Annotated in this window: 14 protein-coding genes and 1 pseudogene; 6 read left to right on the top strand and 9 right to left on the bottom strand. The window is 68.7% G+C overall.

All coding sequences use genetic code 11. The features are described from left to right. Nucleotides 1-3 precede the first annotated feature (3 nt). A complete protein-coding gene (locus LWW96_RS01175) occupies nt 4-1065 on the top strand; it encodes an aldo/keto reductase (protein ID WP_291483835.1) in 1062 nt (353 codons plus the stop codon). 144 nt (nt 1066-1209) lie between these two features. Here the strand turns inward: LWW96_RS01175 and LWW96_RS01170 are convergent, their stop codons facing one another. The 4 genes and pseudogenes from LWW96_RS01170 to LWW96_RS01160 form a co-directional block, all read right to left on the bottom strand. Continuing rightward, a complete protein-coding gene (locus LWW96_RS01170; RefSeq protein ID WP_291483833.1) occupies nt 1210-2631 on the bottom strand; it encodes a M20 family metallopeptidase in 1422 nt (473 codons plus the stop codon). A 52-nt stretch (nt 2632-2683) separates the two neighbouring features. Beyond that, complete coding sequence (locus LWW96_RS22195) at nt 2684-3019, bottom strand: tripartite tricarboxylate transporter substrate-binding protein (RefSeq protein WP_366117924.1); 336 nt, start codon at nt 3017-3019, stop codon at nt 2684-2686. Nucleotides 3020-3095: 76 nt separating this feature from the next. Further along, nucleotides 3096-3680 (bottom strand): annotated as a pseudogene (locus LWW96_RS22190) (tripartite tricarboxylate transporter substrate-binding protein); the annotation flags it as partial. Between the two features lie 15 nt (nt 3681-3695). Continuing rightward, complete coding sequence (locus LWW96_RS01160) at nt 3696-3851, bottom strand: hypothetical protein (RefSeq protein ID WP_291483832.1); 156 nt, start codon at nt 3849-3851, stop codon at nt 3696-3698. Here LWW96_RS01160 and LWW96_RS01155 point away from each other — a divergent pair. Genes LWW96_RS01155 through plsY form a run of 3 tightly spaced genes read left to right on the top strand, consistent with a single transcriptional unit; the run spans nt 3850 to nt 6064 of the window. Then, entirely contained in the window at nt 3850-4800 is a 951-nt protein-coding gene (locus LWW96_RS01155; RefSeq protein ID WP_291483831.1) for a LysR substrate-binding domain-containing protein, read from the top strand. The two genes, LWW96_RS01160 and LWW96_RS01155, sit on opposite strands and share 2 nt — an antisense overlap. A gap of 53 nt (nt 4801-4853) precedes the next feature. Continuing rightward, nucleotides 4854-5345, top strand: a complete 492-nt coding sequence (gene ybaK, locus LWW96_RS01150) for a Cys-tRNA(Pro) deacylase (RefSeq protein WP_291483830.1) — start codon at nt 4854-4856, stop codon at nt 5343-5345. 53 nt (nt 5346-5398) lie between these two features. After that, nucleotides 5399-6064, top strand: coding sequence for a glycerol-3-phosphate 1-O-acyltransferase PlsY (plsY, locus tag LWW96_RS01145; protein ID WP_291483829.1), 666 nt, complete (start codon nt 5399-5401; stop codon nt 6062-6064). Between the two features lie 91 nt (nt 6065-6155). On the opposite strand, the gene LWW96_RS01140 is transcribed toward plsY, so the two are convergent. The 3 genes from LWW96_RS01140 to LWW96_RS01130 all read right to left on the bottom strand — a co-directional run bounded on the left by LWW96_RS01140 (nt 6156) and on the right by LWW96_RS01130 (nt 8382). Continuing rightward, nucleotides 6156-7184 carry an HD domain-containing phosphohydrolase gene (locus tag LWW96_RS01140; protein WP_291483828.1) on the bottom strand — a complete coding sequence of 343 codons (1029 nt, stop codon included), beginning with the start codon at nt 7182-7184 and terminating at the stop codon, nt 6156-6158. Nucleotides 7185-7198: 14 nt separating this feature from the next. Then, nucleotides 7199-7756 (bottom strand): TIGR02281 family clan AA aspartic protease, encoded by a 558-nt coding sequence (locus LWW96_RS01135; protein ID WP_291483834.1) that lies wholly within the window; start codon nt 7754-7756, stop codon nt 7199-7201. Between the two features lie 140 nt (nt 7757-7896). Continuing rightward, a complete protein-coding gene (locus LWW96_RS01130) occupies nt 7897-8382 on the bottom strand; it encodes a YajQ family cyclic di-GMP-binding protein (RefSeq protein ID WP_291483827.1) in 486 nt (161 codons plus the stop codon). A 75-nt stretch (nt 8383-8457) separates the two neighbouring features. Here LWW96_RS01130 and murB point away from each other — a divergent pair, with 75 nt between their 5' ends. Together murB and LWW96_RS01120 are read left to right on the top strand one after the other, a co-directional pair. Beyond that, nucleotides 8458-9531: a UDP-N-acetylmuramate dehydrogenase gene (gene murB / locus LWW96_RS01125; protein ID WP_291483826.1), complete on the top strand. Its 1074-nt coding sequence runs from the start codon at nt 8458-8460 to the stop codon at nt 9529-9531. A 180-nt stretch (nt 9532-9711) separates the two neighbouring features. Continuing rightward, on the top strand, nt 9712-10380 hold the full coding sequence (locus tag LWW96_RS01120) for a 7-cyano-7-deazaguanine/7-aminomethyl-7-deazaguanine transporter (protein ID WP_291483825.1): 669 nt from the start codon (nt 9712-9714) through the stop codon (nt 10378-10380). Between the two features lie 135 nt (nt 10381-10515). On the opposite strand, the gene argG is transcribed toward LWW96_RS01120, so the two are convergent. Beyond that, nucleotides 10516-11862, bottom strand: a complete 1347-nt coding sequence (argG, locus tag LWW96_RS01115) for an argininosuccinate synthase (RefSeq protein ID WP_291483824.1) — start codon at nt 11860-11862, stop codon at nt 10516-10518. A gap of 45 nt (nt 11863-11907) precedes the next feature. Continuing rightward, nucleotides 11908-12186, bottom strand: a 279-nt coding sequence (locus LWW96_RS01110; RefSeq protein ID WP_291483823.1) for a pyrimidine/purine nucleoside phosphorylase, incomplete at its 5' end; no start/stop codon positions are given.

Raw genomic sequence — 12186 nt, 5'->3', positions numbered from 1 at the left:
CGCATGAACATCGTCCGCTTGGGTCAGAGTGACCTGCTTGTCACCCCCATTTGCCTGGGCACCATGACCTTCGGCGAGCAGGTCAATGAGGCCGACTCGCATGCCATCCTGAGCCAGTCGCTTGCGCGCGGCGTGAACTTCATCGACACGGCCGAGATGTACGCCGTGCCCGCCAAGGCCGAGACTTTTGGCGCCACCGAATCCATCATCGGCAATTGGTTTGCCAAGAACCCCGGCGCGCGCCAGAAGCTGGTGGTGGCCACCAAGGTGGCCGGCCCCTCGCGCGGCATGCCCTGGGTGCGCGAAGGCAAGGGCATGGCGGCGGCCGACATCGTGGCCTCGTGCGAAGGCAGCCTGCGCCGCCTGCAGACGGACGTGATCGACCTCTACCAGATCCATTGGCCCGAACGGCATGTGCCAGCCTTTGGCAACCTGTACTACGACCCGGCCAAGGAGACATCGCAAACGTCCATCCGCGAGCAGTTGGAAGCCCTGGCCGGCCTGGTGAAGGCCGGCAAGGTGCGCCACATCGGCCTGTCCAACGAAACGCCCTATGGCGTGCACGAATTTGTGCGCCTGGCCGAGCAGCACGGACTGCCGCGCGTGGCCACGGTGCAAAACCCGTATTGCCTCATCAACCGCACCTGGGAAAACGGCCTGGATGAAACCTGCCACCGGCTCAACGTGGCGCTGCTGGCCTATTCGCCCCTGGGTTTTGGCCTGCTGACCGGCAAGTACGACCAGCACGCCCCCACCGAGCCCGGCGCCCCCCAAGGCGCCCGCATCGCCCGCTACGAATCGGTGCGCAAGCAGCGCTGGGGCCGCCCCGAGGCGCTGGCCGCCGCGCGCCGCTACAACCAGCTGGCCCGTGACAACGGTCTGACGCCTACGCAGCTGGCGCTGGCGTTCTGCTACACCAAGTGGCAGGTGGCCAGCACCATCATCGGGGTGACGTCGCTGGCGCAGCTGGATGAAGACCTGGACGCCTGGGGCACGCAGCTCTCGCCCGAGGTGCTGCAGGCCATTGACGCCATCCGCTGGGAAGTGCGCGACCCGGCGCTGTAGAAGTTCCCCCCTGAGTCGCCTGCGGCGCCTTCCCCCCTAAGGGGGGACGCCGCCAGCGCGGCGGGGCGGCCCTTGCGCGGCGGCCCTCGCGCAGGTAGCGCCAGTTTTTCAGGCCGCGCGCACCAGGTCGCGGTCTGTAGGTCGTCAAAGGGCCCGTTGTGCCGCCAGCGCGCCTTCCTTCCACGGCACGCCGGTGGGTTCGCCCAGATCCCAGAACAGCCCCGCCATCACCGCCAGCCCCTCGCGCACCACGGGCGCCAGCAGGTGCTCGTTGGGCGCGTGCTGGGCACAGGCGGGGTAGGAGTGCGGGATCCACAGCGTGGGCAGGCCCAGCTGGTCGGCAAAGATGTCGTTGGGCAGCGAACCGGCCAGGTTGGGCAGCAGCGTGGCCGGCTGGCCGGCGCTGCGCTGCAGGGAAGCCAGCGTCCAGTCCACCCAGGGGTTGTCCAGGTCCAGCCGGGTGGCGCCGCAGAACATGCCCATCGCGATCTCCACCCTGCCAAAGCCGTGCGCGTCGAGGTGCTGGCGCAGCGTGGCCTCGACGTTCTTCCAGTCGGTGCCCACCACAAAGCGCAGCTGGCAGTGCGCCACGGCCTGCGCGGGAATGGCATTCACCGGCCGCTGCGCGTTGCCCGCGCCCAGGGCCAGCACCTCCAGCGTGTTCCAGCCCACCAGCTGTTCGGCGGGGGTGAGGCCGGGCTCGCCCCAGCCGGGCGTGAGGGCGGGGTCGTCCGCGCCGGTGCCGATGGCCACGTCCTGCAGCGCAGCGCGCAGCTTGCCGGGCACGCTGGCGGGCCGCAGCCCGGGCGCCAGGATGCGCCCTTGGGCATCCACCAGGCTTGCGAGGGCGTGGCTGAGCACGGTGGCCGGGTTGGCCAGCACGCCGCCCCAGTTGCCCGAGTGGTAGGCCTTGTCGCGGGCCCGCACCGTGAGTGAAAAGTTGATGGCGCCGCGCGACCCCAGGAAGAGGGTGGGGCGCTCCACGTTGATGCGCGGGCCGTCGCTGGCCACGAAGAGGTCGGCGCGCAGGGCCTCGCGGTGTTCCTCGCAAAAGCGGGCCAGGCCGGGCGATCCGGCTTCTTCGCCCATCTCCAGCAGCACCGTGACGTTGTAGCCCAGCTTGCCGCCGCGCGCGAGCAGGGCCTGGTCCAGGGCGGTGAACACCACCGTGTGCTGGCCCTTGTTGTCGGCGGTGCCGCGGCCGTACCAGCGCTCGCCTTCCACCGTGAGAGCCCAGGGCGAGAGGCCTTCGCGCCACGCGCTTTCCTGGCCGTTGACCACGTCGCCATGGCCGTAGGTGAGCACCGTGGGCAGGGCCGGGTCTTCCACGCGGCGGGCCAGCAGCAGCGGCCCGCCGCGCGCGTCGGGGTTGTCCAGCACCTGGCAGTCAAACCCCAGCGCCTGCAGGCTGGGCGCCATTTCGTCGGTCAGGTAGGTGCGCAGCGCGGGCACCACCTGGCCGGTATCGCTTTCGGTGCGCCAGGCAATGCGGCGGGCCAGGTCGGTGGCGTAGTGCCCCTGGTCGAAGTGGCGCTGTACGGCGGCAATGAGTTGTTCGCGGGTCATGGCGGGGCTCGGAAGTCAAAGGGGGAGGGCGATGCGTGGAAGGCCCGGCGGCTCAGTCCACCACGATCTGCGCGCGGTGGGCCAGTGCGCGGTAGCGGCCGATCTCGTCGTCCATGATGGCGGCCATGCGCTGGGCGCCGATGAACACCGGCTCCATTCCCTGGTTGCGGATCTGCTCCTGCAGGTGGGGCTCGCGCAGGCTGCCTTCCACCGCCTTGGTGAGCTGGGCCAGCACCGGCGCGGGCGTGCGGGCGGGCGCGGCAATGGCGTACCAGCCGTCGAACGCGGCGCCCGGCAGTTGCAGCTCCACCACCGTGGGCACGCCGGGCAGGGCGCGTGCGCGCTCGTTGCCCGCAATGGCCAGGGCGCGCAGCTTGCCGGCACGCACATGGGGGGGCCGCGCTGGCCACGGTGTCGATGGCGAACTGGATCTCGCCCCCCAGCAGCCCGATCATGGCCTGCGCGCTGCCGCGGTACGGCACGTCCTGCAAGCGCACGCCGGCCGCCTGCTCCAGCAGGGCACCCACGAGGTGCGGGGCCGAGCCCGAGCCGAACGTGGCGTAGTGGACAGACTTGGGCTGGGCCTTGGCCGCGGCCAGCAGCGCGGCGAGGTCCTTGTAGGGCGCGCTGGCGTTCACCACCAGCACCAGCGGAGCCCGCGCGACGATGGCCACGGGCGCCAGGTCCTTGAGCGGGTCATAGGGCAGCTTGGGGCGCAGCGCGGCGTTCACGGTGTAGCTGGTCGAGCCGGACACCAGCAGCGTGTGGCCGTCCGGCTCGGCCTTGACCACGCTGTCGGTGCCGATGATGGTGGAGGCTCCGGGCTTGTTGTCCACCACCGTGGGCTGGCCCAGGCGCTGGGCCAGCTGCTGCGCCAGCGCGCGGGCCACGGCGTCGGTGCCTCCGCCGGGCGGAAACGGCACCACCAGCTTGACGGTACGCTGGGGCCAGCGGGCGGTGCCGGCGCCCTGTGCGTGCGCGGGCCCGGCACCGGACAGCAGGACGGCGCAGGCGGCGGCCCCCAGGGCCAGAAAGTGGTTGCGTTTCATGGGCGGATCTCCAGTTCAAAGGCCGTAAAGGCGCTGCCAGCCGGGGCTGGCCTGCAGCGGCGGCGCGGCACGGCTTTTATTGAAGCCCGAAATCACGCCGCCGCGGCGCCCCATTGCGTTCTCATTCATAGAGAATTGGCAATCTTCCATTGCGCTGGAGGCAATACCCATGGCAGCTCATTTTTCGTTGTTCAGCTTGCCGCTGCGCTACTTTCTGGAGGTGGCGCGCACGGGCTCCGTCAACCAGGCTGCGCAGCGCCAGCACGTGGCGGCCTCGGCCGTCAGCCGGCAGCTGGGCAAGCTGGAGGACGCCTTGGGCGTTGCGCTGTTCGAGCGCCAGGCGCGCGGCATGGCGCTGACGGCGGCGGGAGCCCGCCTGCTGGCGCACCTGAGCGCGCAGGAGGGGCAGGCGCTGGGCCTGGTGCAGCAGCTGCAAGACTTGGCGGAGCAGCAGGCCCAGCAGGTGCGCGTGGCCTGCACCGAAGGCTTTGCCGCCAGCTTTTTGCCCCGCGTGATGGCGGCGTTCCGCGCGGAGCACCCCCGCGTGCACCTGCACCTGCGGGTGGCCGAGCCCGAGGAGGTGTCGGCCCTGCTGCTGCATGGCGAGGCCGACCTGGCGCTGAAATACAGCATGGCGCCGGAGAAGGGCGTGCAGGTGCTGCATTCCGCCGTGGCGCCGGTGCATGCGGTGGTGTCGGTGCACCATCCGCTGGCGCGGCGGCGTGCGGTGCGGGTGGCGGATGTGGTGGAGTTTCCGTTGCTGCTGGGCGGCGCCGGCACCACGGGGCGCCGGCTGTTCGACTTGAGCTGCACGGTGCAGGGGCTGCGCTATGCGCCGGCGGTGGAGAGCAACTTTTCCTCGGCCCTGCTGCCCCTGCTGGGCGCGCGGGACGTCGTGCTGGCCAGCTACCTCACGGCGGCCCCGGGGGTGGAGAGCGGGGCGCTGGTGGCCCTGGCGTTTGAAGAGCCCCAGCTGCAGCAGCGGCGCCTGCAGGTCCTGGGCCTGGAGGGCCGTGAACCCTCGCCGCTGGTGCAGCAGTTCGCGCAGGCGCTGGTCGGGGCCATCGAGCGCTACGGCAAGCGCAAGGTGGGCGGGCGCCGGCGGTCGGCCGCCGGCTGACGGCGCCCCGCCGATACCATTGCGCCCTGGATCGTTTACAACACCGCCACACCATGGCCAAGAAAGAGCACGTTTCCGAAACCCCCGCCACGCAAATGCTCAAGAAGCATGGCGTCGCGTTCACCGAACATCCCTACGACTACGTGGAGCACGGCGGCACCGCGGAATCCGCGCGCCAGCTGGGGCTTGACGAGCACACCGTGGTCAAGACGCTGGTCATGCAGGACCAGGATGCCAAGCCCCTGATCGTGCTGATGCATGGCGACTGCAAGGTGTCCACCAAGAACCTGGCGCGCCAGATCGGTGCCAAGAGCGTGGAGCCCTGCAAGCCCGAGGTGGCCAACCGCCACAGCGGCTACCTGGTGGGCGGCACGTCGCCGTTCGGCACCCGGCGCGCCATGCCGGTGTACATCGAGGACACCATCCTGCAACTGCCGCGCATTGCCCTCAATGGCGGGCGCCGGGGCTATCTGGTGCAGATCGATCCCCAGGTGTGCGTGCAGCTGCTGGACGCCCGGCCGGTGCACTGCGCGCTGGCAGAATAGGCCGCCGCGCCGCGACCTGCCGGCGCCCCAAGAACATCCCCAAGGAGCCCCTTTTGACCGCCGTCGTGTATTCCCTCCTGGCCACCGTGGCCGCCTACCTGCTGGGATCGCTCTCGTTTGCCGTGATCGTGACCCGCGTGATGGGCCTCTCGGACCCTCGCACCTACGGCAGCAAGAACCCGGGCGCGACCAACGTGCTGCGTTCGGGCAGCAAGGCCGCGGCCATCATCACGCTGGTGCTGGACGCCCTCAAGGGCTGGCTGCCCGTGGCGCTGGTGGCCTGGTGGGGCAAGCCCTACGGGCTGGGCGAAGGCACCGTGGCCCTGGTGGGGCTGGCCGCCTTCCTCGGCCATCTGTGGCCCGTGTTCTTCCGCTTCGAAGGGGGCAAGGGCGTGGCCACCGCTCTGGGCGTGCTGCTGGGCATCAGCGTCTGGCTGGGGCTGGCCACGGCGGCCACGTGGCTCATCATCGCGTTCTTCTTCCGGTACTCGTCGCTGGCGTCGCTGGTGGCGGCGGCCTTTGCGCCGGTGTACTACCTGCTGGTGGACGGCGTGGCCTGGAATGCCGAGACGCCCATCGCGGCGGCCATCGTGGTCATGGCCCTGCTGCTGGCCTGGCGGCACCGGGAGAACATCGGCCGCCTGGTGCAGGGCAAGGAATCCCGGCTGGGCAGCAAGAAGGCCGCGGCCGCCAAGGACGGCAGCAAGCCCGCCAAGTAAGCCCGGCGAGGGCCCCGCGACGGTAGAGCTGCCGGCGCGGGTTCAGGGGCGGGCGCTGTCAGCGCGCCATCCAAGCGCCCTCAAAGCGCCCTCAAAGCGCCCCGGGGCCCGTCAGCAGCCCGCGCAGGCCCGCGCTGTGCTGCGCGGCGTACAGGCCCAGCCGCACCATGGTGCGGTGGTTGAGTTCCAGGCTCACTGCAGAGCGCGCCAGGGCGGACTGGATGCGGGGTTTGCCGGTGGCCGTCTGGTACAGGTTCGGCTGCGCCTGGTGGTGGCCGTGCCGGTCCAGCAGGCTGGCCACCAGCGGGTGGTTGGCCTTTTCGCTGCGCCGCAGCACGATGGCGGTTTCTCCGTTGTCCAGCTTCACGAAGGTGCCGGGCGGGCACAGGCCCACCGAGCGCACCAGGGTATAGCTCACCTCGTCGCGCTGGTCGGTTTCCTGCCCGACGAGCGCGCGCACCGAGTCCGTGGCACTGCGGCCCGCGCGCGATTTGCGCGGGCTGATCATGGCGGCGTAGCGGTCGATGGTGCCCAGGATGCGCGTGAGGCGGTCCTGCGGCGGCTGGCCGGCCAGCGGCACCCGGTCGGCCACGGCGGCATGGTGCTGGCCCACCACATCGAGCCAGAGCGGGTCGCTGATGAACAGGCGCTCCAGCAGCGCCTGGCTTTCCTCGGGGTGGTTGCGGATCGCCTCCTGCTGGGCTGCGGAGGGCCGCTCGCGCTGTTCGGCCAGCTCGTCTTGCAGCGCAGTCATGCCGATGTTCATGGTCAGCGCGGCGCGCACCAGGCTGTCGCGCTCGTGCGCGGGCAATTGCAGCTCGTGGGCCATGATGTGGCACAAGGTGCCGCACACCAGCGCGTGCGACGCGCTGTAGCCCACGGTGGACGTGGCGGCCAGCTGGAACATCAGGTACAGCGCGGCGTCGATATCGTGCGCCACCAGGTCCTGCAGCCAGCCGTCGAACTGGCGCACTTTCGCCGGGAAGTCCTGCACCTGCAGGGGGCGGGACAGCAGCACCGACAGGCCCGCCTCCAGGTCGGCCCACAGGCTCAGCAGGTCTTCGTATTCCCCTTCCGGGACAGAGCCCGCGGGGGCATGGGCAGACAGATGGGCGTGCATGCGAAAAAAATGCCTCAGTTGCGCTTTTCCAGCACCATCTGGTCGTTGACCCGGGTCATCTGGAACGCCGTCAGAAAGCTGTTGCCCAGCAGCACGTAGGGCATGGACTGCGGCGTGACCACGGCGTCCACCCCCAGCACTTCCACGTCGCCAATGCGCACCGAGTCCAGCCGCATGCGCCAGCCCTGGGCCACGCCGTTGGCCGTGCTCATGCGCACGGGCTGGCCCTTCTGGTAGTCCAGCCCCATGCGGTCGGCGTCGGGCCGGCCAATGGCCACCGTGGACGCGCCGGTGTCCACCATGTACTGCATGACCCGGCCGTTGATGGTGCCGCTGTTGATGAAGTGCCCGCGGCTGTCCGCCACCAGCACCACGCGCTTGCCGCTGCCGCCGCGGCTGCCCACGCTGACGGGGGCCTCGCCCAGGCGCAGCAGGCGCTGCGCGCCCTTGACCTCGACCACGGCCTCGTCCTTGCCGACGGACAGCACCTTGACGCCCTGGAACTCATCCCCCGCGCCCAGCGCCCGCGGCGGGTGCGCGTCCACCACCAGCAGCGCCTTGCTGCCCAGCATGCCCGCAATGCCGACCGACTGGGCGTGCGCCCAGAGGGGTGACAGGCACACGGCCGCCAGGGCCGATACGACACGGAGGCAAACGCTCACCCTGCCACGCCACGGGGCGGAAGGCGCGAAGCGACGCAGGGGGGGCATATCTAGTCCCGGAAGTTGTCGAACGACAGCGGCACGTCGGTCACGTCCTTGCGGATCAGGGCCATGGCGGCCTGCAGATCGTCGCGTTTGGCGCCGCTCACGCGCACCTTGTCTTCCTGGATGGCGCCCTGGACCTTGAGCTTGCTTTCCTTGAGCAGCTTCTGGATCTTCTTGGCCAGCTCGCTTTCGATGCCGTTGCGCACCTTCACCACCTGCTTGACCTTGTCGCCCCCCACCTTCTGGGGCTTGCCCACGTCCAGGAAGCGCACGTCCACATTGCGCTTGGTGAGCTTGTTGCGCAGGATGTCCTCCACCTGCTGGAGCTGGAAGTCGGCATCGCCGAAGAGCGTGATCTCGCGCTCCTTGATCTCGATGGCGGCGGAGGTGCCCTTGAAGTCAAAGCGCGTGCCGATTTCCTTGGCCGTGTTTTCCACGGCGTTCTTCACTTCAACCAGGTTGGCTTCGCAGACGGTGTCAAAAGATGGCATGGCGGTCTCTTCTCTCGGGGAATCTGGGGGATGCGTCGCGAGGCGCCGGGGGGGACGGGTGCGACAATCGGGCCAATGGTAGTCGAGAAAAACGCCCCTTTGCAGCCCTGGAACACCTTTGGCATCGCGGCCCGCGCGCACACGCTCGTGCGCGTGCGGTCCGCGGCCGACGTGCATGCCGTGCTGGCCGATGCCGCACTGGCCCCGCAACCCAAGTTCGTGCTGGGCGGCGGCAGCAACATCGTGCTCACGGGCGACGTGAAGCCCGTGGTGCTCAAGATGGAGATCAAGGGCCGCAGGCTGGTGGAGGAAACGCCCAAGGCCTGGATCGTGGAGGCGGGCGCGGGCGAGGTGTGGCACGACTGCGTGGCCTGGACCCTGGAGCAGGGCTTTCCCGGGCTGGAGAACCTGGCGCTGATTCCGGGCACGGTGGGTGCCTCGCCGGTGCAGAACATCGGCGCCTATGGCGTGGAGCTGCAGGACCGTTTCGATTCGCTGGATGCCATCGATCTGGTCACCGGCCAGCCGTTCACGCTGGATGCCGCGCAATGCGGCTTCGGCTACCGCGACTCCGTGTTCAAGCACAGCCCGTCCGAGGCCCTCGGCCCGCAGGGCCTTCCGCGCGGCATGGGGCTGGGCGGGCGGGCGGTCATCACCCATGTGCGCTTTCGGCTGCCCAAGCCGTGGAAGCCGGTGCTGGGGTATCTGGACCTGGAGCGCCGGCGCGTGGAGGCGGGCATTGAACAGCCCAGCGCGCAGCAGATCTTCGACTGGGTCTGCGAGATTCGCCGGGCCAAGCTGCCGGACCCCGCCGTGCTGGGCAACGCCGGCAGTTTCTTCAAGAACCCCACGGTCTCGCCGGAGCAGTGCACGGACATCATCGCGCGCGACCCCAAGATCGTGCACTACCCCATGCCCGACGGCAGCATCAAGCTGGCGGCAGGCTGGCTGATCGACGCCTGCGGCTGGAAGGGCAAGACCATCGGCAAGGCGGGCGTGTACGAAAAGCAGGCCCTGGTGCTGGTCAACCGCGGCTGCGGCGCCGACAGCGTGACCGGGGGCGAGGTGATGACGCTCGCCAAAGCGATCCAGACCAGCGTGTACGAGCGCTTCGGCATCCGGCTGGAGCCGGAGCCCGTGGTGGTTTGATGCTCTTGTTTTGATAGCTGCCAGCGCTTGCTGTATAAGCGCTGGAGGCTTGTTTTGCTCAAAAACACCGCCGCGCGGCAGGCACGGCCCGCGCGGGCCTTTGCCAAAGTGGGTACACTTCGCCCCCGGCAATTTCGCCACCATGGGTTCCCTCGCCCCCATTCACCAAAAAGGACCACCATGCCTTTGTCTCAGGCCACGCGCTCGCGTGTGCCGCTTTTCCTCTCCGTTCTGGTGGCGCTGCACATCGCCATCGTCATCGCCAGCAACTACCTGGTGCAGCTGCCCATCACCCTGCTGGGCTTTCACAGCACCTGGGGCGCGTTCAGCTTCCCGTTCATCTTTCTGGCCACGGACCTCACGGTGCGGCTGATCGGCAAGGCGCATGCGCGCCGCGTCATCACCCGGGCCATGGTGCCCGCGCTGCTGGCATCGTATGTGGTGGGCGTGCTGTTCCACGAAGGCCGCTTCAGCGGCTGGGCGGCGCTGGCGGACTTCAACACGTTTGTCTTCCGCATCGCATTTGCCAGCTTTGCCGCGTATGTGCTGGGGCAATTGCTCGACATCCAGGTGTTCGACCGCATCCGCCAGCGCAGCCAGGCCTGGTGGCTGGCGCCCGCGGCCGCATCGGTGTTCGGCCAGGCGCTGGACACGGCGGCCTTCTTTGCCATCGCGTTCTGGCGCAGCCCCGACGCCTTCATGGCCGCGCACTGGGTGGAGATTGCCTGGGTGGACTACGCCATCAAGCTGGGCGTGAGCCTGCTGCTGTTCGTGCCGGCCTACGGCGTGGCACTGGCCGCCATCGTGCGCACCCTCGCGCGGCGCGACGCCGCGCCGGCCGCCGCCTGATACGGCTGGGAACCCCGGGCTGGCGGCCCAATAAAAAACCGCCCGTGCTGGAAAGCCGGGCGGTTTGCTCATTTTTTGATAGCTGCTAGCGCTTGCTGCATAAGCGCTAGAGCCATTTTTTGCCTATTTTTTGGCTTATTTCTTGGCGTTGGCGCCGTCTTCCAGTTGCGCCAGGGCCGCATTGCCGCCCAGCGACAGCAGGCCTGCCTTGGCGTACACACCCAGCTTGCCGCGGGTGTCCGAGATGTCCAGATTGCGCATGGTGAGCTGGCCGATGCGGTCGGCGGGGCTGAAGGGCGCGTCTTCCACCTTTTCCATCGACAGGCGCTCGGGCGCGTAGGTCAGGTTGGGCGACTCGGTGTTCAGCAGCGAATAGTCGTTGCCGCGGCGCAGTTCCAGCGTCACGGTGCCGGTCACGGCGCGGGCCACCCAGCGCTGGGCGGTTTCGCGCAGCATGATGGCCTGCGGGTCGAACCAGCGGCCCTGGTACAGCAGGCGGCCGAGTTTGAGGCCGTTCATGCGGTACTGCTCGATGGTGTCTTCGTTGTGGATGCCGGTGACCAGGCGCTCGTAGGCGATGTGCAGCAGGGCCAGGCCGGGGGCTTCATAGATGCCGCGGCTCTTGGCTTCGATGATGCGGTTCTCGATCTGGTCGCTCATGCCCAGGCCGTGGCGGCCGCCGATGCGGTTGGCTTCCAGGATCAGCTCGACCGGGTCGTTGAACTCCTGGCCGTTCAGCGCCACGGGCTGGCCTTCGCTGAAGGTCACGGACACTTCCTCGGCCTTCACGTCCACTTCAGGCTTCCAGAAGGCCACGCCCATGATGGGGTTGACGATGCGGATGCCGCTGGAGAGGAACTCCAGGTCCTTGGCCTCGTGCGTGGCGCCCAGCATGTTGCTGTCGGTGCTGTAGGCCTTCTCGGCGCTCATCTTGTAGCCAAAGCCCGCCTTGGTCATGAAGGCCGACATCTCGGCGCGGCCGCCCAGCTCGTCGATGAACAGCTGGTCCAGCCAGGGCTTGTAGATCTTGAGCGAGGGGTTGGTCAGCAGGCCATAGCGGTAGAAGCGCTCGATATCGTTGCCCTTGAAGGTCGATCCGTCGCCCCAGATGTTGACGTCGTCTTCCTTCATGGCGGCCACCAGCATGGTGCCCGTCACGGCGCGGCCCAGGGGCGTGGTGTTGAAGTAGGTCAGGCCGCCGGTGCTGATGTGGAAGGCCCCAGCCTGCAGGGCGGCGATGCCTTCGTGGGCCAACTGGGTGCGGCAGTCCACCAGGCGAGCCTTCTCGGCACCGTATTCCATGGCCTTGCGGGGGATGGCGTCGTAGTCGGGCTCGTCGGGCTGGCCCAGGTTGGCGGTGTAGGCGTAGGGGATGGCGCCCTTGAGCTTCATCCAGTGCAGCGCAGCGCTGGTGTCGAGGCCGCCCGAGAAGGCGATGCCGACCTTTTGGCCGGTGGGCAGGTTTTGGAGAATGGTGGCCATGTGCAGGTGTCCGTGGTTTGCTCTGGTGGATTGCGCTGAGCCAGATCAGCCGAAGTGGCAGATGTAGTGGTAGGCCTCGGTCACGCGGATGTCGAACTTGGAGTTGCCGGGCACACTGAACTTGTCGCCCGGGCCCGACTTCACCCAGGTGTCGGAGTCCGCCAGCTTGTATTCGCAGGCGCCGCCCACGCATTCCATGATCTCGGGGGCGCCAGTGTTGAAGGTCAGGGTGGAGGGCAGCACCACACCCACCGACTTCTTCGTGCCATCGGGGAAGGTGATGCCGTGGCTCACGCACTTGCCGTCAAAGTACACATTGGCCTG

It is taken from the genome of Acidovorax sp., from assembly GCF_021287135.1.
In the GTDB taxonomy this organism is placed as follows: domain Bacteria; phylum Pseudomonadota; class Gammaproteobacteria; order Burkholderiales; family Burkholderiaceae_C; genus Acidovorax.
Note: the sequence above shows the minus strand (reverse complement) of the source record. Positions and strands in the feature narration are given on the sequence as shown.

Coding starts and splice junctions, on each gene's coding strand:
- LWW96_RS01175 (WP_291483835.1), top strand. CDS start 4: ATGAACATCGTCCGCTTGGGTCAGAGTGACCTGCTTGTCACCCCCATT.
- LWW96_RS01170 (WP_291483833.1), bottom strand. CDS start 2,631: ATGACCCGCGAACAACTCATTGCCGCCGTACAGCGCCACTTCGACCAG.
- LWW96_RS01155 (WP_291483831.1), top strand. CDS start 3,850: ATGGCAGCTCATTTTTCGTTGTTCAGCTTGCCGCTGCGCTACTTTCTG.
- LWW96_RS01160 (WP_291483832.1), bottom strand. CDS start 3,851: ATGGGTATTGCCTCCAGCGCAATGGAAGATTGCCAATTCTCTATGAAT.
- ybaK (WP_291483830.1), top strand. CDS start 4,854: ATGGCCAAGAAAGAGCACGTTTCCGAAACCCCCGCCACGCAAATGCTC.
- LWW96_RS01140 (WP_291483828.1), bottom strand. CDS start 7,184: ATGCACGCCCATCTGTCTGCCCATGCCCCCGCGGGCTCTGTCCCGGAA.
- LWW96_RS01135 (WP_291483834.1), bottom strand. CDS start 7,756: ATGCTGGGCAGCAAGGCGCTGCTGGTGGTGGACGCGCACCCGCCGCGG.
- LWW96_RS01130 (WP_291483827.1), bottom strand. CDS start 8,382: ATGCCATCTTTTGACACCGTCTGCGAAGCCAACCTGGTTGAAGTGAAG.
- murB (WP_291483826.1), top strand. CDS start 8,458: ATGGTAGTCGAGAAAAACGCCCCTTTGCAGCCCTGGAACACCTTTGGC.
- LWW96_RS01120 (WP_291483825.1), top strand. CDS start 9,712: ATGCCTTTGTCTCAGGCCACGCGCTCGCGTGTGCCGCTTTTCCTCTCC.
- argG (WP_291483824.1), bottom strand. CDS start 11,862: ATGGCCACCATTCTCCAAAACCTGCCCACCGGCCAAAAGGTCGGCATC.